Origin of the sequence: Sphingomonas sp. CFBP 13733 (genome assembly GCF_014841795.1) — a bacterium.
GTDB classification, from domain to species: domain Bacteria; phylum Pseudomonadota; class Alphaproteobacteria; order Sphingomonadales; family Sphingomonadaceae; genus Sphingomonas; species Sphingomonas aerolata.
Window position 1 is genome coordinate 697,520 of record NZ_JACYUP010000004.1, and the last position, 24,792, is coordinate 722,311.

Here is a 24,792-nt window from a genome sequence, read left to right on the forward strand (position 1 = left end):
GGCGGACCGCCTTGGCGGTCGGTGTCGTCAGGCGGCGACCTTCTTGCGCTCGGCCATTTCGGCGTTGAGCATTTCGGCCAGAAGAAACGCCATCTCAAGGCTTTGGCTGGCGTTCAGGCGCGGATCGCAATGCGTGTGATACCGGTCCGCCAGGCTCTGCTCGGTGACGTCGACCGCACCGCCGGTGCATTCGGTGACGTTCTGCCCGGTCATCTCGATATGGATGCCGCCGGCATGCGTGCCCTCGGCGCGGTGCACCGCGAAGAAGCCGCGTACCTCGGCGAGGATGCGCTCGAACGGGCGGGTCTTGTAGCCATTGGCCGCCTTCACGACGTTGCCGTGCATCGGGTCGCACGACCAGACGACGGGATGCCCCGCGCGGGTCACCGCACGGACAAGCTTGGGCAGCGCCGCCTCGATCGAATCATAGCCATAGCGCGTGATCAGCGTCATCCGGCCGGGGATGCGCGCGGGGTTGAGCGTGTCGAGCATCCGCAGCAACGCATCCGGCTCGAGGCTCGGACCGCATTTGATACCGATCGGATTGCCGATGCCGCGCAGATATTCGACATGGCTCGACCCCTCGAATCGCGTCCGGTCGCCGATCCACAGGAAATGCGCGCTCGTGTCGTACCAGTCGCCGGTCAGCGAGTCCTGCCGGGTCAGCGCCTGCTCATATTGCAGCAGCAACGCTTCGTGGCTGGTGTAGAAATTGGTCTGGGCGAGCTGCGGCACGGTTTCCGGATCGATCCCGCAGGCCGCCATGAACTCGAGCGCCTCGCCGATCCGGTCCGCGGTCTCGGCATATTTCTTCGACCAGGGGCTGCGGCCCATGAAGTCGTGCGTCCAGCGATGCACCTGATGCAGATTCGCATAGCCACCCTGCGCGAAGGCGCGGAGCAGGTTGAGCGTCGCCGCCGACTGCGAATAGGCGCGGATCATCCGCTGCGGATCGGGGGCGCGCGACTCGGCCGTGAAGGCGATGTCGTTGACGTTGTCGCCGCGATAGCTCGGCAGCTCGACGCCGCCGATCGTCTCGGTATTGGCGGAGCGCGGCTTGGCGAACTGGCCCGCCATGCGGCCGAGCTTCACGACCGGCAGCTTGGACGCGAAGGTCAGCACGACCGCCATCTGCAGGATGACGCGGAAGGTATCGCGGATGTTGTTCGCGCTGTGCTCGGCAAAGCTCTCGGCGCAGTCGCCGCCCTGGAGCAGGAACGCCTTGCCCGCCGCAACCTCGGCGAGACTCGCGGTCAGGTTGCGCGCCTCGCCGGCGAAGACGAGCGGCGGAAACGTCGCAAGCTGGGCGGTCGCGGCATCGAGCGCGCCGGCGTCGGGATACGAGGGGAGCTGGCGGGCTTCGTGCGTGGTCCAGCTGTCGGGGGCCCAGTTCGCGGCCATAATTGTTCGTCCGATTGGTGAATTCGAGGCGCGGCCATGCGCCGAATCAGCTTTTGGCGCAATCAAGTAAAGCTTGCAGGCGGGTGAGCACTGGATGCTATGTGGCCTGATCGCAGCGATCCGGTCGGTCAGGGGTTGCCCGAGATTGTAGAGAAAGCGCTTCTCAATGTCGGGCAGGTTTGGCACAGGGCGACGATGGATCTTCCCTTGCGAATTATCATTGCATTTTCGATCGTTGGCGTCGGTGTCGCGATCGGCGTGCCCGTCCTGATCATGACGATGAAGCGCCGCCGTCGCGACAAGCGCCGCCGTCGCGGGATCAAGGACTATAACAGCCCGAACAACGGCACCGCGCGCAGCTGATCGTGCGACCGCCGGTGCCTGCCACCGACGGTCTCGTTCAATAGCCCGCGCCGAGATTGGCGACGTTTCGCATCGCAGACCCCGCGCGGAACGCCTCCAGATTGTCGAGGAACAGCGCCGCGCCGCGCTGGAACATCCTGGTCTGGCTGCGACCCGACAGATGCATCGTTAGGATCGTGTTCGGCGCGGACCATAAGGGGTGATCGGCCGGCAGCGGTTCGGGGTGCGTCGGATCGAGGAACGCCCCGCCAATCTGTCCCGAACGCAAGGCGGCGAGCAACGCCTCGTCATCGATCATGTCGCCGCGCGCGATGTTGATCAGCCAGCCGCTGTCCTTCATCGCGGCAAGCTCACCGCTGCCGATCAGCGTCTTGGTCGCATCGGTCGAGGGCGCGGCCAGCACTACCCAGTCGAACTCCCCGAGACGGTCGCGCCAGGCATCGGGCGTGAGCGTCGCGTCGCGCCCGGTCCGGGTCACGCCGGTGACGTCGACGCCAAAGGCCGCGAGCCGATCGCCGATCATCGCGCCGATCGTGCCATAGCCAATGACCAGCGCGCGCGTGTCGGCAAGCTCGATCTTGCCCGGCGCGTCCTTCAGCCAGACATGTTCGGCCTGCGCGCGGAGGACGGTGTCGAGGCGCTTGGCGGCGACGAGTATCCCCATCACCGCATATTCCGCGACCGCGACCGCGTTGATGCCCGCACCGTTGGTCAGGATCACGCCCCGGTCGTGCAGCCATGCAAGGGGGAAGGCGTCGAGGCCCGCATAGATGGTCGACACCCATTTCAGCTGCGGCCCGGCGGCGCGAATCGCGTCCGCCACCAGGTGAGTCGGCTGCATGTCGACCCAGGCGATGTCCGCATCGGCGATCGCCGCATTCGCCTCGCTTGGCGTTGCAAACCATTCGACGTCGAGATCGGACGGCAGATGCGGTTCGAGCAGCGGGCGGGCGGCGGCGGGAAGGACGGCTTTCATCCTCGCGTCTGTACCGCGCTTCGGGTGCGACGCCAAAGCGCGGAGTCGTCTCCGCCGCCAATCAGCCGATCCGCCAGTCCCAGCCGAGCGGATCACCGTCCATCACCTCGACCCCGGCGCTGGCGAGGTCGTCGCGGATAGCATCGGACCGCGGGAAGTCCTTCGCAGCCCGCGCGGCGCGGCGCTCGGCAAGGCGTTCGTCGACGGCTGTGGCGTCGAGCGTCGCCGAGGCCGGACGGACGCGCAGATCCTCGCGGCGCAGGGCTGCGAGATCGAGTCCCAGCACTGCATCGAAATCGACCAGCGCGGCGAGTCGGTCGGCGGGCGACAGCCGCTTGTCCGCGAGCAGTTCGTCGAGGACCGGCAGGGCGCGCGGCGTCGCAAGGTCGTCGCAGACCGCGATGTCGAGTCGGTCGCGGTAGCCAGCGAGCAGCGCGCGGACGGCGTCGGTCGCGGGTTTGGCGGGATCGCTCGCCAAATTGCCTGGGGCCGCCCGGTCGCGCAACGCCTGCACGGTGAGTGCCAGCCGCTTCAGCCGCGTCGCCGCCGCCGCCAGATTGTCCCAGGAGAATTCCAGCTCGCTCCGATACTGCGCCTGCAGGCACATCAGCCGATAGGCGAGGGGGTGGAAACCGCGATCGATAAGCGTCTGGAGCGTCGTGAACTCCCCGCCGGATTTCGACATCTTTCCCGAGCGTTCGACCAGGAAGTTGTTGTGCATCCACAGGTTCGCGCCGGTATCCGCGCACCCGCAACGCGCCTGATTCTGCGCAATCTCGTTCGGGTGGTGGATCTCGCGGTGGTCGATCCCGCCGGTGTGGATGTCGAACTGCGGCCCCAGATATTTCTGGCTCATCACCGAGCATTCGAGATGCCAGCCCGGCGCACCGCGTCCCCAGGGCGAGTTCCATTCCATCTGGCGCATCTCGCTGGGGGCCGATGTCCGCCAGATCGCGAAATCCTGCGGGTGGCGCTTGCCCGCGACCGGATCGATCCGGCTCTCGCCGGCATCGTCGTTCGACCGGGCAAGCCGGCCATAATCCGGGACCGTGCTGGTATCGAAATACAGCCCGTCCTCGAGCCGGTAGCAATGCTCCGGCGCAATGGCCTCGGCAAAGGCGATCATCTCCGCGATATGGTCGGTCGCGAGCGGGAAACGCGTCGGCGTGCGGATGTGGAGGTCGATCAGGTTGCGTTTGAAGGCTTCGGTGTAATGTCTTGCGATCGCCCAGATATCCTGCCCGCTGGCGCGCGCGGCGGCCTCCATCTTGTCGTCGCCCGCATCGGCATCCGAGGTCAGGTGGCCGACATCGGTGATGTTGACGATGTGCGTGAGCCCAAAGCCCTTCCACGTCAGCGTCCGCGACAGCGTGTCGGTGAAGACATAGGCACGCAGATTGCCGATATGGGCATAGTTGTAGACGGTCGGTCCGCAGGAATAGAGCCCGACATTGGCGGGATCGATCGGCGCAAACGGCTCGAGCCGGCGCGTCAGGCTGTTATACAGGGTCAGGGCATGCGTGGTCATGCGCGGCTCTTAGCGCTGGCTTGGCAGGCCCGCAAACCGCCTCCCGACGTGAACCCCGACACGGACCGGGCGGGTTTGGCTTGAAACAGCGGGCACACGCTGTTAGGGGCTCCCGTTCATGCGGCGCGGACTTGTTCGCGACGGCACTATCCATTCGTATCTATTCGACCGGAGCTTAACGGGTTTATGCAAATCATCGTCCGCGACAACAACGTCGACCAGGCCCTTCGCGCGCTCAAGAAGAAGCTGCAGCGTGAAGGTGTGTATCGCGAGATGAAGTTGCGCCGCCACTACGAGAAGCCGTCGGAAAAGCGCGCTCGCGAGCGTGCGGCTGCGATCCGTCGTTCGCGCAAGCTCGAGCGCAAGCGCGCCGAGCGCGACGGCGCACGCTAAGCTTCGCCTGCAGTAGGAACCCTCGGCTGCACGCGCATCAGGGTTTTGGGGGCCGCGTCACCGCGGCTCCGATTACGAATTCTACGGCACGCGCGGCGCTCCGGCGTGACCAGATGACCCGGGGTTTGTCCGATGTCGACCGTCACCGCCGTTCCGCTGCAGCCGACCAAGCGCAGCTATCTCATCTATCTGTGGCTGGGCATCGCGCTCGCGCTGATCGGCGCCGTCGCGCTCGCGCGCCAGGGTGACGATCCGCTGACCCGCAACGGGCGCGCCAAGGGCGTGGTCACGACCGCCTCGGGCCTCCAGTACAAGATTCTGACGCCGGGCAAGCCCGGTGCCGCCAAGCCGACCGATGCCGACGTCGCGCTGGTGAATTACGAGGGCAAGCTCCTCAACGGCACCACCTTCGACAAGTCGCAGCAGCCCACGCCGCTGCCCGTCACCGGCGTCGTTCCCGGCTTTTCCGAAGCGCTCAAGCTGATGCCAAAGGGCGGCAAGTACCGTTTCTGGCTGAAGCCTTCGCTCGGCTATGGCGACAAGGCCAGCGGGCCGATCCCAGCCAACTCGACGCTCGTATTCGACGTCGAACTGCTCGACTTCCTGCCGCAGAGCGTCGTCCAGCAGATGCAGGCGCAGCAGCAGATGCAGATGCAGCAGGGTGCGCCCGGCGCCGGCGCCGGCGGCGCGGTACCGCAGCCGCGCTGATCGCCTCTTCGGGCGGTTCGCCGCCCGACCTGCCGGACTCGGCACCATGATACAGGGCCGTCCGTGACTGATCGTCGCGGGCGGCCTTGTTATGTCGGCGTGACGCGGATCATGCAGGGTTCGGCCGACGCGCCCGGTGATGCTTCGATTATCTCGCGCCCGCATGCCTTGGCCAAGGGTGGGTGCGCCGCGTCAGGGGTTAAGCACCATCCGGCATTACAGCGGCATGACGGATCATGCTCGACTGCCGGAATTCGTGTGCAGGCCTCAGTCCCGCGGATCGTCGCAATCTATCGTCGATCCCGGTGGCACGCGGTGCTTGCGCAGCGGTGCGAGGCGGGGAGGAGCGCTTGAGTGTCGCCGTACCCGCCCCGGGCCCATCTGCGGCAGGCAAAAAAATAGCGGCCCAAGGACCGCTATTTTCCAGAACTGAGCCTAGGCTTAGTTGCTGTCGCTGTCGTCGTCGTTATCGGCAACGATAACGATGCCGCCGACAACGGCTGCTGCTGCGAGAACTGCAACGATAACGCCGCCGCCTGCAACCTTGTTCTTCTTTGCGGTAACCGAACCGGCGCGAGCCGACTTCGAAACCGAAAGGCTTGCTGCCGAATTAACCGGTGCTGCCATGGCCGGAGCAACTGCCATCGTGGCTGCTGCTGCGGTCAGGAGATACTTCCCAAGACGCATGATGAACTCCCTTTGTGCTCGTCGCGTAGGTCTTTGGCACGAAACCTGACCTTGCGCAACCGAGGTAACTGGAACGGTACGGAAGAGTTCCATACTGTTGCGAGCGGGCAACATGCCCTGATCGCCCTGGGGGTATACCCTATTGTAGTAGGACGAGAAGGCATAGTTTTCAGGATTCGAGATAATTTTCCGACGAACCGGGGCGGGGTGCCGTCTGCAACGTCCATGTACGATCGCCCTCGATACCCAGCGCGGTCAGCCGACCGGTCGCATAGGCGCCCGTATCTATGCCGATACGATGCGCCATCGTCTGGACCTCTTCGATCACCGTGTGGCCATGGACGATCATCTTGTCGAGCGGGCTGCGATGATCGAGAAACGGGTCGCGGATCCAGCGCAGATCCGAACCGCGCTGGTCCTCAAGCGGCGTTCCCGGACGGACGCCCGCATGCACGAACGCATAGTCGCCGATCGTGATCAGATCCTCGAAGCCCGCCAGGAACCTGCGATGCGCCTCGGGCACGAGTTGCGCGAGACGTTGCACCAGCTCCTCGTAATCGAGCCGCTCATATTCCGCCGCGTCCATGCCGTAGCTCAGCACCGTCTCGCGACCGCCGATCCGGCAAAAGAGCCGCAGCGCCTTGGGCTCGCCGTCGAGCGCGCCGAGGAAGATCTCCTCGTGATTGCCCTGCAGGAACCGCACGTCGGCGCGCGCCGCGGCATAGCCGATCAGCCGATCGATCACCGCGGCCGAGCCCGGACCCCGATCGACGATATCGCCCAGGAAGATGACCGTCGTCTCCGCCGCGCCGCGCGCCGCATCGTCCGCGTCGATCTGCGCGATCAGGTCGTCGAGCAGATCGGCACAGCCATGGATGTCGCCGACCGCATAGACGCGACGGCCTTCGGGGATCGAGCAGGAGCGGCCCGCGGATCGCGGGGCCTTGGACCGAAAGAATCTTGAAATCATAAAGTCTATATCCGTTGGCACCGCACATAGAGGCTCGGGCGCGCCGTCGCAACGCGGCGCGGTTCGTCGACTCCTGCGCGAGGGTGGATGGCGTGCGGCTGAAAGCCGTCTATCAGGGCCGCATGTCGATCGTCATGCGTATCCTGCCCGCAGTCCTGCTAAGCGCTGGTGCGGCCTCCGCGGTTCCGCCGCTGCCCGTCTCCGTTTCCGTCTCCCTCGCCGGCACTATCGCCGCTCCGGCTGCGGCACCCGCGGAGGCCCCGCCCAGGGCATTCTTCGAAGCGTTGCGCGCCGCGGATCTGCGGCTTGCGACGATCGGATACCGGCTGACCACCGCCAATGCGGCGTTGTGCGATCGTCTTCAGCCGCAGATCGGCATGCCGATCCATGCGCTTAATCAATATAGTGCGGAGGCGAGGCCGAATGCGATCGGCGTGTTCGGGTTCGAAACGCGGCTGGGGGTCGAGGCGGTGGTCGCCGACGGACCGGCCGCGCGGGCGGGCGTCCGGTCGGGAGATTCGATCCAGCTGCTCGCGGGCAAGCGGCAACCCGGGATCGGTGCCGCCGACGCCGCGGAAAGCCCCGCCGACCGCGACGCTGCCGAGGCCCTGATCGCAGCGCAGCCGCCCGGCGCACCGATCGCGATGACGGTCCTGCGCGACGGGCGCGCGGTCACGGTCTCGATCCCGGCTGTCGCGGGGTGCCGCTCGCGATTCGAGATCTTGCTCGGCAGCGGCCTCGATGCGAGCGCGGACGGCTCGGTCGTCCAGATCGGCGAGAAATATTTCGAAGGCTATAGCGACGCGGAGATCGCAGTGATCGTCGCGCACGAGCTGGCGCACAACATCCTGCGCCACCGCGACCGGCTCGATGCGGCGAAGATCAGTCGCGGGCTGATGGCGGAACTCGGCCGCAACGGCCGCCTGATCCGTCAGACCGAGGACGAGGCGGATCGGCTCAGCGTCTATCTGCTCGCCAATGCCGGCTATGATCCGCGCTCGGCGCCGCAATTCTGGCGCGAGAAGGGGGGCACGATCGACGGCGGCCTCTTCCGCAGCCGCACCCACGCCTCATCGAAGGCGCGGGCGACCGCGCTCGACGCCGTCGTCCAGGACATTGCCCGCCGCCCCGAACGGCCGATCCTGCCCGCCGATGTCCTCGCGCTGCGGACCCAGCCGCTCCGCTAGCCCGCGGTCCGCGCCGCCTGCTGCGCCGTGCCGCGCGGCTGGTCGGGCCAGATCCCGCGCGTATCGAGCACCGTCTTCTCGCTGCGCTCCTCAAGCGGGATCGAGCGGAAGACGTCGTGATCGACCAGCACGACCATGATCGGGCAGGTCTCGATCGCGGTGTCGACGTCGATCAGGGTCGCACCCGTGCCGTCGAAGGCCGGTGGCAGCGTGCTGGCATAGGGCTCGACGATCCGCACACGATCCCCGAAGCGATTCGCCACCGCCAGCGCGACCTTCATCGCCGGGCTCTCGCGGAAATCGTCGATATTGGCCTTGAACGCGAGGCCCAGGCACGCGACCGGCGCGGCCGGATCCGCCGCGATCATCGCGGCGACCTGCGCGATGACGTGATCGGTCTTGCCGTCATTGACCTCGCGCGCGGTGCGGATCAGCGGCGTCTGGTCGGGCGCGGCATGGACGAGAAACCAGGGGTCGACCGCGATGCAATGCCCGCCGACGCCCGGCCCGGGCTGCAGGATGTTGACGCGCGGGTGGCGGTTGGCGAGCCGGATCACCTCCCAGACATCGACGTTCATCGTGTCGGCGATCAGCGACAACTCGTTGGCGAACGCGATGTTGACGTCGCGAAACGCATTCTCGGTCAGCTTCGTCATCTCCGCGGCGCGCGCGGTGGTGGTGACGCACGCGCCGCGCACGAACCGGCGATAGAAGGTCAGCGCCTTGCGCGCACAGCGCGGCGTGATCCCGCCGATGACGCGGTCATTGTCGATCAGCTCGACCAGGATGCGTCCCGGCAGCACGCGTTCGGGGCAATAGGCGATCGCGATATCGGCCTGGTCCCGGGTCCGCCCGGGCACGCGCAGATCGGGGCGCAAGGTCGCCAGCAGGTCGCGGACCTTCTCGGTCGTCCCGACGGGCGAGGTCGATTCGAGGATGACGGTATCGCCGGGCTTCAGCACAGGCGCGATCGTCGTCGCGGCCCCCAGGACATAGCTGATGTCGGGCGCGTGCGCGGCGTCGAACGGGGTCGGCACCGCGATCACGAAGACGTCGGCGGGCTCGACCGTCATCGCCGCGCGCAGCGTACCGCGCGCCACCACGCCCGAGACCAGACCGTCGAGATCGACCTCCTCGATATGCACGCGCCCCGAATTGATCGTCTCGACGACGCGTTCGGTCACGTCGACGCCGAGCACGCGCGCGCCGGTCCGCGCGATGATCGCCGCGGTGGGCAGGCCGATATAGCCCAGCCCCATGACGACGACGTTCAGTTCAGTATCGGAAAGCATGACGGATGTTCCTCAACGATGGGCCGGTGGGCTGGCGACGGCCTGGGCCATGGTCTGCGCGATGGTCTCGGCGATCCGGGCTGCGGCGTGGCCGTCGCCGAACGGATTGTGCGCGCGCGCCATCGCGGAATAGGCTGCTTTGTCGTCGAGCAGCGTGAAGATTTCGGAAACGATGCGGTCCTCCGACGTCCCGACCAGCCTTGCGGTACCCGCCTCGACGCCCTCGGGGCGCTCGGTCGTCTCGCGCATCACCAGCACCGGCTTGCCGAGCGCAGGCGCTTCCTCCTGCACGCCGCCCGAATCGGTCAGGACGATCTCGGCAAGCCCCAGCGCGCGGACGAAGCTCGGATAATCGAGCGGCGCGATCCGCGCGATATCGGGCTGGTCGCCGAGGATGCGGTCCATCACCGCGACGACATTCGGGTTGGGATGCATGGGAAAGACGACCGCGACGTCATCGCGCGCCGCGATCCGCGCGATCGCCCGCGCGATCCCGGCCATCGCGTCGCCGAAATTCTCGCGCCGGTGCGTCGTGACGAGGATGATCCGCTTGCCCGCACAGTCTGCCACGACCGGGTCCAGCGCGGCACCGAGCGCCGGATCCGCCGCCACCCGCGCATGGGTCCAGTGCAGCGCGTCGATCACCGTGTTGCCCGTGACGTGAATCGTCGAGGGGGCGACATTCTCGCGCAGCAACGCGTCCGCCGCAGTCTGGGTCGGCGCGAAGTGCAAGGCGGCGATCGGCGCGACGATCCGCCGGTTCACTTCCTCGGGCCAGGGATGATGGATGTCGCCCGAGCGCAGCCCCGCCTCGACATGCGCGACCGGGACCTTGCGGTAATAGGCCGCCAGCGCGCCGGTCATCGCGGTCGCGGTGTCGCCCTGCACGACGACCATGTCGGGCTGCTCGGCGTCCATCACGTCGCCCAGCCCGACCAGCAGGCGCGCGGTCAGCCGATCGAGCGTCTGCCCCGCTTCCATCAGGTCGAGATCGATATCGGGGGATAGCCCCGCGATCGCGAGCACCTGGTCGAGCAGCCCGCGATGCTGCGCGGTCACGCAGGTCCTGACGACCAGCCCCGGCTGCGTCTGCAACGCCCGGATGACCGGGAAGAGTTTGATCGCTTCGGGGCGCGTCCCGAAAATGACGAGTATTTTTGACATGGAACCCGCCTACACCCCACGTCTTTAATGACGCGCTAACCGCCGCAGTTGATTTGCCGACTCCGTTCGGCGGCTTTATGCACCCGCAACGATCTGCACCCGCAACGATACAAGGGACTACTGAATGACGATCAAACCGCTGCGCAAGGCCGTATTCCCCGTTGCTGGGCTTGGCACGCGATTCCTTCCGGCGACCAAGTCGATGCCCAAGGAGATGCTGACCGTCGTCGACAAGCCGCTGATCCAATATGCCGTCGAAGAGGCGCTTGAGGCGGGGATCGAGCAGATCATCTTCGTCACCGGACGCGGCAAGGGTGCGCTCGAGGATCATTTCGACATCTCCTACGAGCTCGAGGCGACGATGCGCGCGCGCGGCAAGTCGCTGACCGTGCTCGACGGCATCCGCCAGCGGCCCGGCTCGCCCGTCTATGTCCGTCAGCAGGAGCCGCTGGGTCTCGGCCATGCGGTCTGGTGCGCGCGCGAGATCGTCGGCGACGAGCCGTTCGCGGTGCTGCTCCCCGACGAGCTGATGGTCGGCAAGCCCGGCTTCATGAAGCAGATGGTCGAGGCGTATAACAAGGTCGGCGGCAACGTCATCGGCGCGCTCGAGGTCGCTGATTCGGAAACCGACAAATACGGCATCATCTCGCCCGGCGCGACCGACGGTCGCCTGACCGAGGTCACCGCGCTGATCGAGAAGCCCGCCAAGGGCACCTCGCCGTCGAACCTGATGATCCCGGGCCGCTACATCCTTCAGCCCGAGGTGATGCGCATCCTCGAAGGGCAGGAAAAGGGTGCCGGCGGCGAGATCCAGCTGACCGACGCGATGGCGCAGCTGATCGGCAACCAGCCGTTCCACGGCTTCACCTTCGATGGCCAGCGCTACGACTGCGGCGACAAGGCGGGCTATATCCAGGCCAACCTCGCGCTCGCGCTCGCACGCGACGATATCGGACCGGTCGTCCGCGCCTTCGCCAAGACGCTGCTGGGCTGAACGGCCCGCAACATGCGGGGCGGGTGGGTTCAGCCCATCCGCCCCGCTCGTTTTCGGATCAGCCGCCGCCGCAGCAGGGGCAGCCGGGATCCTTGGGCAGCCGGATCGTCCGGAAGCGGAGCGACAGCAGGTCGATCAGCAACAGCTGCCCCGCCACGTCGTCGCCGAACGGCGCGACCGCACGAATCACTTCCAGGGCGGCCAGGCTGCCGACCACGCCCGTGACGGGGCCGAGGATGCCGTCCTCCGCACAGCTCGTCTCGGCACGCTCGGGGTTCTCGCCGACGAAGCAGCGATAGCAGGGCCGGTCGGGCTCCCAGCCGCGATAGACGCCGAGCTGGCCTTCGAACTGTCCGACCGCCGCCGAGACCAGCGGGATCCGCGCCGCATGCGCCGCATCGGCGACGACGAACCGCGTCGCGAAATTGTCACAGCCGTCGAGCACCACGTCCGCGCCCGCGATCAGCGCGCCGATATTGCCCTGGTCGACCCTCAGGCGGTGCGCGTCCACCGCGACGTTCGGATTGATCCGGCGCAGCGCCGCGGCCGCGGCCTCGACCTTGGCGAGACCCTGGTCTTCGGTGCGGAAGATCGTCTGACGCTGCAGGTTCGACGTCTCGACCGCGTCGTCGTCGATCAGCACGAGGCGCCCGATCCCGGCGGCCGCGAGATACTGGATCGCCGGCGAGCCGATGCCGCCGGCGCCGATCACCACCGCCGTAGCCGCCTTCAGCCGTAGCTGACCGGTGCCGCCGAACTCGCGAAGAACGATGTGCCGGGCATAGCGCGCGAGTTCGTCGTCGGAGAGCGTCATGCCTTCCACGCGAACACCATCGTCGTGCGGTACCAGCTGTCGGAGGCGGCGCCGCGCAGATCGACATTGTTGCGCGCTGCGCCCAGCAGCAGCCCGGCGGCGAACTGCTCGACCGTCGGACAATCGATCGCGCGCGGCGTCACCCGTCGCACCCGGCCATCCGCCGCGGCGAGCAGCGCGAGGTCGAGGTTCAGGACCCAGCCCTGCGGCGTCCGCGTCGCGCCGCCGCACCGCCCGGCAAGCACCTCGCGCTGGACGAACGTGCTGGCATCCAGCGACGGGGCGACCGCGCGCCGCAGCCGCAACACCGGCAGCGCGCTCCAGTCCTGTGGCGGCAGCGGGACGCCACCCGTCACCTGAGGCGGCGCGGACGGCGCAGGCGCGGGGGGCAGGGTCGGAACGACGGGCGGGGGGATGATTCGCGGCACGGGCAGCGCCGGTGCGGTCTGCAGATCGGCGGCCGGCGCCTGCACGGCGCCCAGCGACGCTGCCAGAAGGAGCAGCGCGATCATCGTCCGGTCGACCCGAATCCTCCATGCCCGCGCACCGTGTCGTCGAGCGTCTCGACCTCGCCGAGGCTCGCGCGCACCACCGCCGCTGGAACGAGCTGTGCGATCCGGTCGCCCCGGGCGATGTCGAAGGGGGCATCGCCGAGATTGGCGAGGATCACCTTCACCTCGCCGCGATAGTCCGAATCGATCGTCCCGGGCGTGTTGAGGCAGGTCACGCCGTGCTTGAGCGCAAGCCCCGAGCGTGGCCGCACCTGGACCTCGTAGCCTTCGGGAATCGCGATCGCAAAGCCGGTCGCGACCGCCGCGCGGGCGCCCGGTGCGAGCGTCAGCGGCTCGGCCGCCACCACGTCCATGCCCGCGGCACCCCCGGTGGCATAGGCGGGCAGGGGGAGGCCGTCGCCATGCGGCAATCTCTTGAGGTCTATACGGATCGTCATGCGGCGCGGTTTAGCGCATCGGCTGTGCGGGTTCCAGCGCATCGGCGACGCGCCGTGCCAGCTGCGCCGCGACTGCATCCTTGCCCTGCCGCGGCCAGCTCTCGACGCCGTCCTTCGTGACGATGTGGACGCTGTTGCTGTCGCCGCCCATCACGTCGCCCGACACGTCGTTGGCGACGATCCAGTCGACGTCCTTGCGTGCGCGCTTGGCGGTCGCATGCTCGACGACGCGTTCGGTCTCGGCCGCGAAGCCGATCAGCAGCGCGGGGCGCTGCGGGCTGCGCGCGAGTGTCGCGAGGATGTCGGGGTTCTCGGACAGCGCGAGCGTCGGCGTCGCGTCGACCTTCTTGATCTTCTGCACCGCGGCGTCGACGTGCCAGTCGGCGACCGCCGCGACCATGATCGCGACATCGACGGGCAGCGCGCGGTCCACCGCATCGGCCATCTCGCGCGCGGTCTCGACGTCGATGCGCGTCACGCCGGCGGGGGTCGGCAGCGTCACCGGCCCCGCCACCAGCGTCACCCGCGCGCCAAGTGCCGCCAGCGCGCCCGCGATCGCGAAGCCCTGCCGCCCCGAGGACCGGTTGGCGATGTAGCGGACGGGGTCGATCGGCTCGTGCGTCGGCCCTGCGGTGACGAGGATGTGCCGGCCCGCGAGACGCTGCGGCTCGGCCTCGAGCGCCGCATCGATCGCGTCGGCGATCTGGTCGGGCTCGGGCAGCCGCCCCGGTCCGAATTCACCGCACGCCATCGGCCCCTCGTCGGGCGCCATGACAGTAATGCCGTCCGCGCGCAGCTGTGCGACGTTGCGCACCGTCGCGGGGTGCAGCCACATCCGCACGTTCATCGCCGGCGCCGCGAGCACCGGCTTGTCGGTCGCGAGCAGCAATGTCGTCGCAAGATCGTTGGCGAGCCCGCTCGCCATCCGCGCGATCAGGTCCGCGGTCGCGGGCGCAACGACGATCAGGTCGGCCTGCCGGCTGAGCTGGATATGCCCCATCTCCGCCTCGTCCTTCAGATCCCACAGGGTGGTATAGACCTTGTCCTCGCTGAGTGCTGCGAGCGTCATCGGCGTGACGAAATGCTGCCCCGCCTCGGTCAGCACGCAGCGGACCGCATGGCCCCGCTTGCGCAGGAGTCGGACGAGTTCGCTCGCCTTGTAGGCGGCGATGCCGCCCCCGACGATCAGGAGAATACGCTTCATGCCGCGAGTCCTAGCGGATCACGCGCGTCACCGTAATCCGTCGTGTATCGCGCGCCGCGACGATCATGTCGCGCAGGCCATCGACCGCGAAGACGATCCCGACCAGCAGGACGGGGGTGGTGATCAGCGCCCAGGGGAAGTCGTCGCTGCGCACGCCCAGCGCAATCACCGCCGCATAGCCCAGCAGCGTCGCGAGCGCGCGGACGGCGGCAGGATCGCGCCACGCCAGCCATCCGAACAGCGCGGTCGCGATCAGGACCGCCGCCAGCCAGTCCGGCAGCAGCGCGAGGCCCGACGACAGCGTCACGAGCTGCACATAGAAGCCGAACCCCTCCAGACCGCTTAGCCCCTGCGCGCTCCTGTCGAGCGGACCGGTGACCAGCGTCACCGCATGCGCATGCGCGGCGAGCGCGACGAAGAAGACGAGCGTCGCGCCGACCCATGCGGCGGCCTCGCGGCGCTCGCCCTCGATCCACGCGATCACCGCCATGATCACGACATAGATCAGCGCGGTCTCGCGGATCAGCATCGCCGACAGGCCGAGCGCGACCGCGGGGATCCACTCACCGGGGCGCCGCAAGGCGAGCGAAAGCGCGATCAGAGCCCCCGCCCAGACTTCGGGGAAGACGACCAGCGGCGGCTCGAGATGCACGTAGAGCCCCGTCAGGATCAGCAGCCCCGCGATCCCCACGGGGATCGGCCCGGTCATCGCCGGGCGCAGCCGGACGATCCACGCGCCCATCGCGCCAATGCAGAGGAGCGGCAACAGCGCAGTGACGAGCAGCGGCGGCACCGCCGCCTGCACCACCGCCAGCGTCGGCAGGCGGACCGTCGTATAGGGCTTGAGCGGGGCGCGCGCGACGCGGTGCGCTTCTGCCGCCGCGACATAATAGGGCGTCCCGCTGCGCACGTTCGCGACGACGCTCTGATAGAGCAGCAGCTCGGTCTGGCCTAGCGGCGCGGACGCCACGCCCGCCTCGCTCGGACGCGGTCCGGGCGCGCTGGTCGCGGTCAGGCACGCGAGCAGCAGCATCGCGAACAGCGCGAGCCCCAGCCGCGCCTGCGACCGGGACATGCCGGCAAACCGGCTCGGGCTGACCAGCCACAGGGGGGCGCCCCGCCGCGTCCTCATCCGACGTGCAGGCTCAACCGAAGACCAGCGTGGCGGCAACCCCGGCCATCGCCGCGATCACCGCGACGAGGCCATAGCGCCAGCCGCCGCCGATCCGGATGACCTCGATCTCGCGCAGCGGCATCGTCGGCGGCGCGCCGCCGGGTGCCGGGTAATGCGCCTCGATCCGGCGGACCAGTTCGGGCAGCCGGGTCAGCGTACGCACGTCCTCGATGATCCGGTCGGCGATCGCCGCCTCGGGGCCCAGTTCGCCGCGGATCCAGTCGCGCACGAACGGCTCCGCGCTCTCCCACAGGTTGATGTCGGGATCGAGGCTGGTCGCCACGCCCTCGACCATCACCATCGTCTTCTGCAGCAGCAGCAAATGCGGCTGCGTCACCATGTCGAAATCGCGCGTGATCGAGAACAGGCTGTCGAGCATCATGCCGATCGACATGTCCTTGACCGGCAACCCGCGCATCGGCTCCCCGACCGCGCGCAAGGCGGTGGCGAATTCGGCGACGTCGTGGTGCGCGGGGACATAGCCCGCCTCGAAATGGATCTCGGCGACGCGTTTGTAGTTGCCGGTGATCAGCCCGTAGAGGATCTCGGCGAGCCAGACGCGCGCGCGCCGGTCGATCCGGCCCATGATGCCGAAATCGATCGCCGCGATCCGGTTGCCCGGCAGCGCGAACAGGTTTCCCTGGTGCATGTCGGCATGGAAGAACCCGTCGGCGATCGCCTGGCGCAGGAACGCGCGGACCAAGGTCTGCGCGAGGCCGGGCAGGTCGTAGCCGGCCGCAACCAGCGCGGGACGATCCGACAGCTTGATGCCGTTGATCCACTCGATCGTCATGACCTTGGCGGTCGATCGGGCCCAGTCGATTGCGGGGATGACGAAATCGGGCTCGGCGGTCATGCCGTCCGCGAGCTCGGACGCCGAGGCGGCCTCGCGCCGGAAGTTCAGCTCGCGCAGCGTCCAGCGCTTGAACGTCTCGATCGTCAGGCGCGGCCGCAGACGCATCGCCTCGGGGCTCAGCGCCTCGAGCTGCGCCGCCGCCCAGCTATAGGTGTCGATCGCACGCGCGAAATCATCCTCGACGCCGGGGCGGAGCACCTTGACCGCGACCTGGCGGCCATCGGTGGTCGTCGCGCGGTGGACCTGCGCGATCGACGCGGCACCGACCGGGACCTGCTCGATCCGCGAGAACAGCGTTTCGAGCGGCTTGCCGAAGCTCGCCAGCATCGCCGCCTCGATCGTCTCGTAAGGGACGGGCGACAACTGGTCCTGCAGCCGCAGCAGATCCTGCGCGGCATCCTCGCCGACCAGATCGGGGCGGGTGGCGAGCGTCTGCCCGAGCTTGATCGCGGCGGGGCCGATCGCCTGGAACGCGTCGGCATAGCGCGGCACCTTGGGCACGCGCGCGCCGAACCGGGCGATCCGCGCGAGGCGACGCACCGCGGCCGGCGTATTGGGATCCCGCTCGATCCCGCGCAGCGCGCCGTGCCGGGCGAGAATGCGACCCCATTTGAGGAGGCGCCAGACATGGGTGGTCGAGGCGGTCATCGGGCTTGTGCGTCGTGAGAAGGGGTTTGTTCACGCGAAGGCGCGAAGGCGCGAAGAGAAGAATTTGGTTCGCGCGGAGACGCGGAGGCGCGGAGAAGGTGCACCCTGCCGCAACTGCGGCTTTCCAACACTAATGTTGTAGCAAAATGATGCTGCCGCGCGCGCAACATCTCAGCGTCCTCTGCGCCTCTGCGCGAAACCCTCTTCGCGCCTTCGCGCCTTCGCGTGATCACTAAATCTTCCAACCCGAATGAATCGCGACGAGTCCGCCCAGCAACGGCTCGACCTTCGTCTGCACGAAACCCGCATCCGCGATCATGCCCTTGAACTTGGGCATGTCCGGGAACCGACGGATCGACTCGATCAGATAGCGATAGCTGTCGGCATCCTGCGCGAGCAGTTGCCCGAGCTTCGGGACCATCTTGTGCGAATAGGCATCGTACACCTCGGCAAAGCCCGGCCAGACGGTGGTCGAGAATTCGAGACAGTAGAAGCGCCCGCCACGCCGCAATACGCGGTGGGCCTCGCGCAGCGCCTTGGGGATGTCGGTCACGTTCCGGATTCCGAACGCGATCGTGTACGCGTCGAAGAACCTGTCGGGGAAGGCCAGCGTCTCGGCATTCGCCTCGGTCCAGACCAGCCCGTCGAGCCCGCGCTTGTGCGCGCGTTCCATGCCGACCTCGAGCATCTGCGGATTGATGTCGGCAACCGTGATCGACGCGCCCGACGGCTCCATGCGGAACGCGATGTCGCCGGTGCCGCCCGCCATGTCGAGGATCTGCTCGCCTTCGCGCGGCTTCACGCGGCGGACGAAGCGGTCCTTCCACAGCCGGTGCATGCCGCCCGACATCGCGTCGTTCATCAGGTCATATTTGCTCGCGACGTTCGAAAACACGCCGCCGACGCGCGCGGTCTTCTCGGTGGCGGGAATGTCCTCATAACCGAACGAGACGGTATCGGCCTTCGGGGCGGTGTCGGGGATGAGAGCGGGGGCGGGCGCGATGTCATTCATGCCCCGTGCTCTAGCGGCGCCTTGTGGCGCGGGCAAACGCAACCTAGCTGGAAAACGTGCCAGAACTTCCCGAAGTCGAAACCACCGTGCGCGGGCTCGAACCCGTGCTGCTCGGCCAGCGCCTGGCCTCGGTCGAACCGCGCCGTGCGGACCTGCGCAAGGCGATTCCCGTCGACCTGCGGCAGCGCATGACCGGCGCGACCGTCACGCGGCTGTCGCGGCGCGCCAAATACGGCCTGATCGACACCGATCGCGGCGATACGCTCGTCTTCCATCTCGGCATGTCGGGACGCTGGCGGGTCGATCCCAGCGCGCTCCTGCCGCACGACCATCTGCTCATCGGCACCGCGGCGGGTCGGACGGTCGCGCTCAACGACCCGCGGCGCTTCGGCTTTCTCGATCTCTGGTCCAGCGACGCGATCGCGCAATATCCGCCGTTCCTCGCCATGGGCCCCGAGCCGCTCGGCCCCGATCTGACCGCGGCCTATCTCCTCGCGGCGCTCGAAGGGCGGGGGGCGTCGATCAAGGCGATGCTGCTCGACCAGCGGATCGTCGCAGGCCTCGGCAACATCTATGTGTGCGAGGCGCTGCACATGGCGAAGATCGCGCCGAGCCGGGCGGCGGGGCGGATCGCGCTGCCGCGACTCGAACGGCTGGTCGAGGCGATCCGCGCGGTGCTGACCGCCGCGATCCTCGCGGGCGGATCGAGTCTGCGCGACTATGCGCGACCTGACGGCGAGCTTGGCTATTTCTCGAAACAATGGCGCGTCTATGGTCGCGAGGGCGAGCCCTGTTCGTGCGGCGCGCTGGTCCGCCGCAGGACGGAGGGTGGGCGTTCGACCTTCTGGTGCGCGCGCTGCCAAAAGGCATGACGGAACGCGGTTGACGATTCGGTGCGGAGTGGGTAGGAGCCGCGCTTCGAGAGGGCGTAGGAGCAATCCGGCGCCCCTTTTTATCATTCGAACATCCAGAGGGCTTCATGGCGAACACGCCGCAGGCGAAAAAGCGTATCCGTCGCAACGACCGTCGCGCGGAAGTGAACGGCAACCGCGTTGGCCGTATCCGTACCTTCATCAAGAAGGTCGAGGCCGCACTGGCTTCGGGCGACAAGGGCGCAGCGACCACCGCACTGGCCGCGGCACAGCCTGAGCTGCAGCGTGGCGTCGCCAAGGGCGTGCTGCACAAGAACACCGCGAGCCGCAAGTTCGCGCGTCTGACCAAGGCCGTGACCGGGCTCGCATAAGCGACCCGACATGGCCGGAGCGGATTGCCCGCTGGGATCTTCCCGGCGGGTTTTTTGCGTCTGCAAAGGGAACGGAAGGCGCGCGCGCGCAACCCACGGATTCCCCGCGATTCGAGTGATGCCGGATCATGCCGCACCGGCTCCGAAATCGTAAAAATTGGCCAAACACAGCCACTTATAAAAATATCGACGCATTTCCGGGGCTTGATCAAGTCAACCCGCTTTATTTCGAAAATGTGACGTGCTCGGGCCTTGCTAGACTCGCCGATCGCTTCATAACTGAGCGAACGGCGGCGGTGAATCACGGACGTGAATCACCACTGCGCAAGCAACAGGGCGAAGATGCCGGGCGACCCTATGGGTCGTCACGGGGGATCATTTTCTGTCGGGACTATATCACCAGCGCGGCTGTCGCGCGGGGTCGGAGAAGTGTGCGCGTGACGAATTGGCAAGGATCGACCGTGCACGCTTCGGAGGCCGAAAAGGCCTGGGATCGCGTGCGCTCGTCCCTGCGCGAGTCTGCCGGCGCGCGCCTGTTCGAGCAGTGGCTGAAGCCGATCGAGCTGATCCCGAGCGACGACGAGGAGTCGATCCGCCTCGCCTTGCCGTCCGCCTTCATGACGAACTGGGTCCGCAACCATTATGCGGACCGGCTCGCCCTCGAATTCCGGCAGATCCTGCCGCAGGTCCGCACCGTCCAGATCGAGACGCGCAGGCCCGGCCCGAAGCCCGTGCTGCTGGTGATGCCGACCCCCGCGGAGACCCTGGACCGCACCACCGCAGCTGCGGCCGTGGAACCCGCGCAGGTCCTGGTCAAATTCGGCGTCGACCCGTCGCTGAAGCCCGCCCCCGCCCCCGCGGCACAGCCCGCGCCCGCCTACGACACCGTCATCCCCGAGCGCCCGCCGCTCGATCCGCGCTACACGTTCGACCGCTTCGTCGTCGATGCGTCGAACAAGGTCGCGTTCAACGCCGCCAAGGTGCTCGCCGAGCCCGGACCCGTGCGGTTCAGCCCGCTGTTCCTTCACAGCAACACGGGGCAGGGCAAGACGCATCTGATGCATGCGATCGGCCACACGTTCCTCGCGGCCAACCCGCACGCGGTCGTGCTGTGCATGTCGGCCGAGCGGTTCATGTATGATTTCGTCGCGGCGATGCGCGCGCGCGACACGCACGCGTTCAAGCGCCGGCTGCGCGGCGCCGACCTGCTGCTGATCGACGATCTCCAGTTCATCGCCGGCAAGGACGCGACGCAGGAGGAATTCTTCCACACGATCAACGAGATCATGACCGCCGGCAAGCGGCTGGTGATCTCCGCCGATCGCTGCCCGCAGGCGCTTGAGGGCGTCGAATCGCGGATCATCAGCCGCATGGCGGTCGGGCTGGTCGCGGACATCAAGGCGCCCGACCTGCTGCTGCGCCGGACGATCCTCGACCGCAAGCTCGTCGACCTGCCCGACCTGCGCGTGCCGACCGACGTGCTCGACCTGATCGCCAGCCGGATTCACGCCAATATCCGCGAGCTCGAGGGCGCGCTCAACCGCGTCATCGCCTATGCGCAGCTGACCGGCGAGACGATCGACCTTGAGTTCGCGATCGCGACGCTCGGCGAAGTGCTGCGCGGCGCGCAGAAGCGCGTGACGATCGACGAGATCCAGAAACTGGTGACGGCGCATTTCGAGCTGAAGCCGCTCGACATGATCTCGGCACGCCGCGCCCGTGCGGTCGCGCGGCCGCGACAGATCGCGATGTATCTCGCCAAGCGCCTGACGACGCGGTCGCTGCCCGAGATCGGGCGCAAGTTCGGCGGCCGCGATCACTCGACGGTCATCCACGCGGTCCGCAAGATCACCGAACTGCGCGACCAGGACCGCGACATCGACGCCGCGGTCCGTGTGCTGATGCGCGAACTGGAGGGCTGAGGCCTTCCCGCCTCTTACTCCGTCATCATCCTGACGAACGTCAGGACCCAGAGCCACAAACCACACCGCCTGTTACCCTGGGTCCTGACGTTCGTCAGGATGACGGGAGGGGGCGTCAGTATGACGGGAGGGGCGTCAGTATGACGGGTGCGAGGCAGCCTAGACCTGCAACCCCATCGCATCCTGCGTCTGCTTCAGCACCGGCGCCGCCAGCGCGCGCGACTTTTCCGCGCCGTCGCGCAGCACCGCCGTCACCGCGCTGCGATCGTCGAGCAGCCGCACCATCTCGTCACGAATCGGCCCGAGCTTGGCGACCGCCAGATCCGCCAGCGCCGGCTTGAACGCGCCGAACCCCTTGCCGCCATATTCGCCCAGAACGGTCGCCACATCGCTGTCCGCCAGCGCGGCATAGATCGTCAGCAGGTTGCGCGCCTCCGCCCGGTCGCCGAGCTCGTCGACGGTCGCGGGCAGCAGGTCGGGATCGGTCTTCGCCTTGCGGAACTTGTCCGCGATCGTGTCGTCGCTGTCGATCAGCTTGACCACCGACTGTTCGGACGGGTTCGACTTGGACATCTTCGCCGACGCATCGCGCAACGACATGATCCGCGGCGCCGCCTTGCTGATCAGCGGCGCGGGGAGCGTGAACAGGTCGACGCCGTAATCGCCGTTGAACTTGGTCGCGATGTCGCGCGCAAGCTCGAGATGCTGCTTCTGGTCCTCGCCGACCGGCACGTGAGTCGCATTGTAGAGCAGCACGTCCGCCGCCATCAGCACGGGATAGTCATACAGCCCGACGCTCGCACCCTCGCGGTTCTTGCCCGCCTTGTCCTTGAACTGCGTCATGCGGTTCAGCCAGCCGACGCGCGCGACGTTGTTGAGCAGCCATGCCATCTCGCTGTGCGCGGGCACGCGCGCCTGGTTGAACAGGATCGACTTGGCCGGATCGACGCCCGCCGCGATCATCGTCGCGGCGACCTCCAGCGTGTGCGACGAGAGTTCGGCGGGCGCGATCCATTCGGTCGGCGCGTGCAGGTCGGCGATGAAGAACATCGACTCCCCGCCCTGCGCGACGACGTCGTCCTGCAACGCCACCCATTGCTTCACCGCCCCCAGGTAATTGCCGAGATGGAGATTACCGGTGGGCTTGATGCCGGAGACGACGCGCATGGGAAAACCTTATTTGGAACGACGCAGGAGCGTGGAGATGTCGCCCAGCCGGAACGCGCCGGTGAGCAGGGTGGCGATCGCATAGACGACCCCGCCGGTCGCGACCAGCACGAGCATCGCCCCCCAGCGCTCGGTCCCGCTGCCCGTGACGAACGGCTGGAACAGGTCGTTGAGGAAATACATCACGCCGCCCATGATCAGCGCGGCGACCAGCAGCCGCCACGTCCGCCGCACCAGCCGTGCATCGGGGACGAAATGCCCGCGACGGACGAGCGTCCGGTAGAGCATCGCGACGTTGACCGTGCTCGCGATCGCGGTGGCGAGCGGCGGACCCATATGGCCGAGCGGCTTGATGAAGGCGAGGTTGAGGACGAGGTTCACGACCATCGACATCGTCGCATAGCGCACCGGCGTCTTCGTGTCGGACCGCGCATAATAGCCCGGCGTCAGCACCTTCACGAGGATATAGGAGGGCAGCCCGATCGAGAAAGCGGCGAGCGCCTGCGCGGTGAGGATGCTGTCGTCGAGCGCGAACTTGCCGTGCTGGAACAATGCGCCGACGATCGGCACGCCGCAGACGATCAGCGCCACCGTCGCGGGCAGCGTCAGGAACAGCGCGAGCTCCATGCCGCGATTCTGCGTCGCCATCGCCTCCGTCTCCTCGCCGCGACCGAGCTGGCGCGAGATGGTGGGGAGCAGGACGGTGCCGAGCCCGATGCCGATCAGCCCGAGCGGCAGCTGGTTCAGCCGGTCCGCGAAATAGATGTACGAGACCGATCCCGCGGGCAGCAGCGCGGCGGCGAGCGCGGTCGAGACGACGAGGTTGATCTGCACCGCACCCGCACCCGCGGCGGCGGGCCAGATCAGCGACATCAGCCGCTTCACCTCGGGGTTGAGCTGGGGCCGCTTCAGCCGGAGCACGACGCCCGATCGGCGGCAGGCATAGATCAGCCAGAGAAGCTGGAGCGCGCCCGACACCGTCACCGCGATCGCCTGGTTGCGCACGGTCATCAGCGGCAACCGCTCGTGGAACAGCAGCAGCGCGGCGATCAGCGTCGCGTTGAGCAGGATCGGCGCGGCGGCGTTGATCCAGAATTTATGCAGCGAATTGAGGATGCCGCCGAGCAGCGAGACGAGGCTGATCAGCAGCAGATAGGGCAGGGTGATCCGCGACAGGTGGACCACATAGGCAAACCGCTCGGCACTCGCCCCGTTGAACCCGAAGGTCAGCAGCCACGTGACGGGCCAGGCGGCAAGCTCGAGCAGCACCGTCATGCCGATCAGCACCGGCAGCAGTACCGACAGCGCGTCTTCGGCAAAGGCGATGCCGTCGGGCAGGCCGCGGCCATCCTTGTCGCCGACCTTGCGGTTGAACATCGGGATGAACGCGGCCGAGAACGCGCCCTCGGCGAAGAGGGCGCGGAACATGTTGGGAAGGCGGAAGGCGATCAGGAACGCATCCGATGCGAACCCCGCGCCGACGAACCGCGCGAACAGCGAATCGCGCACCAGCCCCAGGATTCGGCTGGCGAGCGTCAGCCCGCCAACCGATCCCAGCGCCTTGGTCAGGTTCACCTATGCGCCCTCCGGTCCGGGCTTCACGCCTGGCCGAAATCGCCGACGTTCGGCTGGATGCCCTGCTGCTCCGACTGCTGGAGATAGAGCTGCGCGAAATCGATCGGCTCGAGCAGCAGCGGCGGGAAGCCGCCGTCACGCACCGCATCCGACAGCACGCGGCGTGCGAACGGGAACAGCAGGCGCGGGGCCTCGCCCAGCAGGAAGGGCTGGACATGCTCGGCGGGGATGTTGCGCAGCCCGAACAGGCCCGCAAAGGACAGGTCGACGATGAAGGCGACCTGGCCGTCGGTCTCGGCGCGGACGTCGATCTTCAGAACGACCTCGTGCACCTCGTCGCCGACCTGCGCCGCGCCGATGTTGAACTGGACGTCGATCGCGGGCGGGGTCTGGTTCTGGTAGACTGCGGGCGCGTTGGGGTTCTCGAACGAGAGATCCTTGACGTATTGCGAGATCAGGCCGGCGGCGGGCGCTTCGTCGGCACCATTGGCAAGCGGCTGATCCGCGATCGACATGCCGTTCTGGTCGTCCATGATCTGCGAATCCTTCGTATAAATGAGGTGGG

At 67.5% G+C, this 24,792-nt stretch carries 25 protein-coding genes; 8 read left to right on the forward strand and 17 right to left on the reverse strand.

Annotated features, from left to right (window positions below; translation table 11 throughout):
- Positions 1-27: 27 nt before the first annotated feature.
- Positions 28-1,401 carry a class II 3-deoxy-7-phosphoheptulonate synthase gene (locus tag IFT71_RS15850; protein ID WP_031441317.1) on the reverse strand — a complete coding sequence of 458 codons (1,374 nt, stop codon included), beginning with the start codon at positions 1,399-1,401 and terminating at the stop codon, positions 28-30.
- Between the two features lie 207 nt (positions 1,402-1,608).
- On the opposite strand from IFT71_RS15850, the gene IFT71_RS15855 reads away from it, so the two are divergent.
- Positions 1,609-1,764, forward strand: a complete 156-nt coding sequence (locus IFT71_RS15855; protein ID WP_183936458.1) for a hypothetical protein — start codon at positions 1,609-1,611, stop codon at positions 1,762-1,764.
- A gap of 37 nt (positions 1,765-1,801) precedes the next feature.
- Here IFT71_RS15855 and IFT71_RS15860 read toward each other — a convergent pair whose 3' ends face one another.
- Together IFT71_RS15860 and cysS are read right to left on the reverse strand one after the other, a co-directional pair.
- On the reverse strand, positions 1,802-2,740 hold the full coding sequence (locus tag IFT71_RS15860) for a D-2-hydroxyacid dehydrogenase (RefSeq protein WP_192141942.1): 939 nt from the start codon (positions 2,738-2,740) through the stop codon (positions 1,802-1,804).
- Between the two features lie 61 nt (positions 2,741-2,801).
- On the reverse strand, positions 2,802-4,268 hold the full coding sequence (cysS, locus tag IFT71_RS15865; RefSeq protein ID WP_192141943.1) for a cysteine--tRNA ligase: 1,467 nt from the start codon (positions 4,266-4,268) through the stop codon (positions 2,802-2,804).
- Positions 4,269-4,454: 186 nt separating this feature from the next.
- On the opposite strand from cysS, the gene rpsU reads away from it, so the two are divergent.
- On the forward strand, positions 4,455-4,661 hold the full coding sequence (rpsU, locus tag IFT71_RS15870; protein ID WP_031394635.1) for a 30S ribosomal protein S21: 207 nt from the start codon (positions 4,455-4,457) through the stop codon (positions 4,659-4,661).
- Between the two features lie 132 nt (positions 4,662-4,793).
- Complete coding sequence (locus IFT71_RS15875) at positions 4,794-5,369, forward strand: FKBP-type peptidyl-prolyl cis-trans isomerase (protein WP_107929542.1); 576 nt, start codon at positions 4,794-4,796, stop codon at positions 5,367-5,369.
- 441 nt (positions 5,370-5,810) lie between these two features.
- Here the strand turns inward: IFT71_RS15875 and IFT71_RS15880 are convergent, their stop codons facing one another.
- On the reverse strand, positions 5,811-6,056 hold the full coding sequence (locus IFT71_RS15880) for a hypothetical protein (RefSeq protein WP_031394633.1): 246 nt from the start codon (positions 6,054-6,056) through the stop codon (positions 5,811-5,813).
- Between the two features lie 169 nt (positions 6,057-6,225).
- Complete coding sequence (locus IFT71_RS15885) at positions 6,226-7,026, reverse strand: metallophosphoesterase family protein (protein WP_192141945.1); 801 nt, start codon at positions 7,024-7,026, stop codon at positions 6,226-6,228.
- Between the two features lie 92 nt (positions 7,027-7,118).
- Here IFT71_RS15885 and IFT71_RS15890 point away from each other — a divergent pair, with 92 nt between their 5' ends.
- The gene (locus tag IFT71_RS15890) at positions 7,119-8,213 is read left to right on the forward strand and encodes a M48 family metallopeptidase (protein ID WP_192141947.1); all 1,095 of its coding nucleotides are present in this window, start codon (positions 7,119-7,121) and stop codon (positions 8,211-8,213) included.
- On the opposite strand, the gene wecC is transcribed toward IFT71_RS15890, so the two are convergent.
- Positions 8,210-9,505, reverse strand: coding sequence for a UDP-N-acetyl-D-mannosamine dehydrogenase (gene wecC / locus IFT71_RS15895; protein WP_192141949.1), 1,296 nt, complete (start codon positions 9,503-9,505; stop codon positions 8,210-8,212). The two genes, IFT71_RS15890 and wecC, sit on opposite strands and share 4 nt — an antisense overlap.
- Positions 9,506-9,517: 12 nt before the next feature.
- Positions 9,518-10,669 (reverse strand): non-hydrolyzing UDP-N-acetylglucosamine 2-epimerase, encoded by a 1,152-nt coding sequence (wecB, locus tag IFT71_RS15900; protein ID WP_192141951.1) that lies wholly within the window; start codon positions 10,667-10,669, stop codon positions 9,518-9,520.
- A gap of 124 nt (positions 10,670-10,793) precedes the next feature.
- On the opposite strand from wecB, the gene galU reads away from it, so the two are divergent.
- Positions 10,794-11,663, forward strand: coding sequence for a UTP--glucose-1-phosphate uridylyltransferase GalU (gene galU, locus IFT71_RS15905; RefSeq protein ID WP_031394718.1), 870 nt, complete (start codon positions 10,794-10,796; stop codon positions 11,661-11,663).
- Between the two features lie 58 nt (positions 11,664-11,721).
- Here the strand turns inward: galU and IFT71_RS15910 are convergent, their stop codons facing one another.
- The 7 genes from IFT71_RS15910 to IFT71_RS15940 form a co-directional block, all read right to left on the reverse strand.
- A complete protein-coding gene (locus IFT71_RS15910) occupies positions 11,722-12,477 on the reverse strand; it encodes a HesA/MoeB/ThiF family protein (RefSeq protein ID WP_192141953.1) in 756 nt (251 codons plus the stop codon).
- Positions 12,474-12,989 (reverse strand): hypothetical protein, encoded by a 516-nt coding sequence (locus IFT71_RS15915; RefSeq protein WP_192141955.1) that lies wholly within the window; start codon positions 12,987-12,989, stop codon positions 12,474-12,476. The genes IFT71_RS15910 and IFT71_RS15915 overlap by 4 nt, the downstream gene beginning before the upstream one ends.
- Positions 12,986-13,426, reverse strand: coding sequence for a dUTP diphosphatase (gene dut / locus IFT71_RS15920; RefSeq protein WP_192141957.1), 441 nt, complete (start codon positions 13,424-13,426; stop codon positions 12,986-12,988). Before dut ends, IFT71_RS15915 begins: the two co-directional genes overlap by 4 nt.
- A 10-nt stretch (positions 13,427-13,436) precedes the next feature.
- Positions 13,437-14,630 (reverse strand): bifunctional phosphopantothenoylcysteine decarboxylase/phosphopantothenate--cysteine ligase CoaBC, encoded by a 1,194-nt coding sequence (coaBC, locus tag IFT71_RS15925; protein ID WP_192141959.1) that lies wholly within the window; start codon positions 14,628-14,630, stop codon positions 13,437-13,439.
- Positions 14,631-14,640: 10 nt separating this feature from the next.
- A complete protein-coding gene (locus tag IFT71_RS15930; RefSeq protein ID WP_192141961.1) occupies positions 14,641-15,762 on the reverse strand; it encodes a hypothetical protein in 1,122 nt (373 codons plus the stop codon).
- A 13-nt stretch (positions 15,763-15,775) separates the two neighbouring features.
- Complete coding sequence (gene ubiB, locus IFT71_RS15935; RefSeq protein WP_159512496.1) at positions 15,776-17,308, reverse strand: 2-polyprenylphenol 6-hydroxylase; 1,533 nt, start codon at positions 17,306-17,308, stop codon at positions 15,776-15,778.
- A gap of 232 nt (positions 17,309-17,540) precedes the next feature.
- Positions 17,541-18,320, reverse strand: a complete 780-nt coding sequence (locus tag IFT71_RS15940; protein WP_166748407.1) for a class I SAM-dependent methyltransferase — start codon at positions 18,318-18,320, stop codon at positions 17,541-17,543.
- A gap of 56 nt (positions 18,321-18,376) precedes the next feature.
- Here IFT71_RS15940 and mutM point away from each other — a divergent pair, with 56 nt between their 5' ends.
- The 3 genes from mutM to dnaA all read left to right on the forward strand — a co-directional run bounded on the left by mutM (position 18,377) and on the right by dnaA (position 21,485).
- Positions 18,377-19,192 carry a bifunctional DNA-formamidopyrimidine glycosylase/DNA-(apurinic or apyrimidinic site) lyase gene (gene mutM / locus IFT71_RS15945; protein WP_192141963.1) on the forward strand — a complete coding sequence of 272 codons (816 nt, stop codon included), beginning with the start codon at positions 18,377-18,379 and terminating at the stop codon, positions 19,190-19,192.
- Positions 19,193-19,299: 107 nt separating this feature from the next.
- The gene (rpsT, locus tag IFT71_RS15950; protein WP_031394736.1) at positions 19,300-19,563 is read left to right on the forward strand and encodes a 30S ribosomal protein S20; all 264 of its coding nucleotides are present in this window, start codon (positions 19,300-19,302) and stop codon (positions 19,561-19,563) included.
- Positions 19,564-20,024: 461 nt separating this feature from the next.
- Complete coding sequence (dnaA, locus tag IFT71_RS15955; RefSeq protein ID WP_342212671.1) at positions 20,025-21,485, forward strand: chromosomal replication initiator protein DnaA; 1,461 nt, start codon at positions 20,025-20,027, stop codon at positions 21,483-21,485.
- 159 nt (positions 21,486-21,644) lie between these two features.
- Here dnaA and trpS read toward each other — a convergent pair whose 3' ends face one another.
- The 3 genes from trpS to secB are packed head-to-tail and all read right to left on the reverse strand — an operon-like array spanning position 21,645 to position 24,760.
- A complete protein-coding gene (gene trpS, locus IFT71_RS15960) occupies positions 21,645-22,652 on the reverse strand; it encodes a tryptophan--tRNA ligase (protein ID WP_192141967.1) in 1,008 nt (335 codons plus the stop codon).
- 9 nt (positions 22,653-22,661) lie between these two features.
- Complete coding sequence (gene murJ / locus IFT71_RS15965; protein ID WP_192141969.1) at positions 22,662-24,227, reverse strand: murein biosynthesis integral membrane protein MurJ; 1,566 nt, start codon at positions 24,225-24,227, stop codon at positions 22,662-22,664.
- A gap of 23 nt (positions 24,228-24,250) precedes the next feature.
- Positions 24,251-24,760 (reverse strand): protein-export chaperone SecB, encoded by a 510-nt coding sequence (gene secB, locus IFT71_RS15970; protein WP_031394740.1) that lies wholly within the window; start codon positions 24,758-24,760, stop codon positions 24,251-24,253.
- Between the last annotated feature and the right edge of the window lie 32 nt (positions 24,761-24,792).

Bases quoted from the DNA above. Each gene is read 5' to 3' on its own strand.
- IFT71_RS15910 (WP_192141953.1), bottom strand. From the start codon at position 12,477: ATGACGCTCTCCGACGACGAACTCGCGCGCTATGCCCGGCACATCGTT.
- IFT71_RS15850 (WP_031441317.1), bottom strand. From the start codon at position 1,401: ATGGCCGCGAACTGGGCCCCCGACAGCTGGACCACGCACGAAGCCCGC.
- IFT71_RS15930 (WP_192141961.1), bottom strand. From the start codon at position 15,762: ATGAGGACGCGGCGGGGCGCCCCCCTGTGGCTGGTCAGCCCGAGCCGG.
- cysS (WP_192141943.1), bottom strand. From the start codon at position 4,268: ATGACCACGCATGCCCTGACCCTGTATAACAGCCTGACGCGCCGGCTC.
- rpsU (WP_031394635.1), top strand. From the start codon at position 4,455: ATGCAAATCATCGTCCGCGACAACAACGTCGACCAGGCCCTTCGCGCG.
- rpsT (WP_031394736.1), top strand. From the start codon at position 19,300: ATGGCGAACACGCCGCAGGCGAAAAAGCGTATCCGTCGCAACGACCGT.
- wecB (WP_192141951.1), bottom strand. From the start codon at position 10,669: ATGTCAAAAATACTCGTCATTTTCGGGACGCGCCCCGAAGCGATCAAA.
- dut (WP_192141957.1), bottom strand. From the start codon at position 13,426: ATGACGATCCGTATAGACCTCAAGAGATTGCCGCATGGCGACGGCCTC.
- ubiB (WP_159512496.1), bottom strand. From the start codon at position 17,308: ATGACCGCCTCGACCACCCATGTCTGGCGCCTCCTCAAATGGGGTCGC.
- trpS (WP_192141967.1), bottom strand. From the start codon at position 22,652: ATGCGCGTCGTCTCCGGCATCAAGCCCACCGGTAATCTCCATCTCGGC.
- galU (WP_031394718.1), top strand. From the start codon at position 10,794: ATGACGATCAAACCGCTGCGCAAGGCCGTATTCCCCGTTGCTGGGCTT.
- IFT71_RS15880 (WP_031394633.1), bottom strand. From the start codon at position 6,056: ATGCGTCTTGGGAAGTATCTCCTGACCGCAGCAGCAGCCACGATGGCA.
- IFT71_RS15940 (WP_166748407.1), bottom strand. From the start codon at position 18,320: ATGAATGACATCGCGCCCGCCCCCGCTCTCATCCCCGACACCGCCCCG.
- IFT71_RS15885 (WP_192141945.1), bottom strand. From the start codon at position 7,026: ATGATTTCAAGATTCTTTCGGTCCAAGGCCCCGCGATCCGCGGGCCGC.
- IFT71_RS15915 (WP_192141955.1), bottom strand. From the start codon at position 12,989: ATGATCGCGCTGCTCCTTCTGGCAGCGTCGCTGGGCGCCGTGCAGGCG.
- IFT71_RS15875 (WP_107929542.1), top strand. From the start codon at position 4,794: ATGTCGACCGTCACCGCCGTTCCGCTGCAGCCGACCAAGCGCAGCTAT.
- IFT71_RS15860 (WP_192141942.1), bottom strand. From the start codon at position 2,740: ATGAAAGCCGTCCTTCCCGCCGCCGCCCGCCCGCTGCTCGAACCGCAT.
- coaBC (WP_192141959.1), bottom strand. From the start codon at position 14,630: ATGAAGCGTATTCTCCTGATCGTCGGGGGCGGCATCGCCGCCTACAAG.
- secB (WP_031394740.1), bottom strand. From the start codon at position 24,760: ATGGACGACCAGAACGGCATGTCGATCGCGGATCAGCCGCTTGCCAAT.
- wecC (WP_192141949.1), bottom strand. From the start codon at position 9,505: ATGCTTTCCGATACTGAACTGAACGTCGTCGTCATGGGGCTGGGCTAT.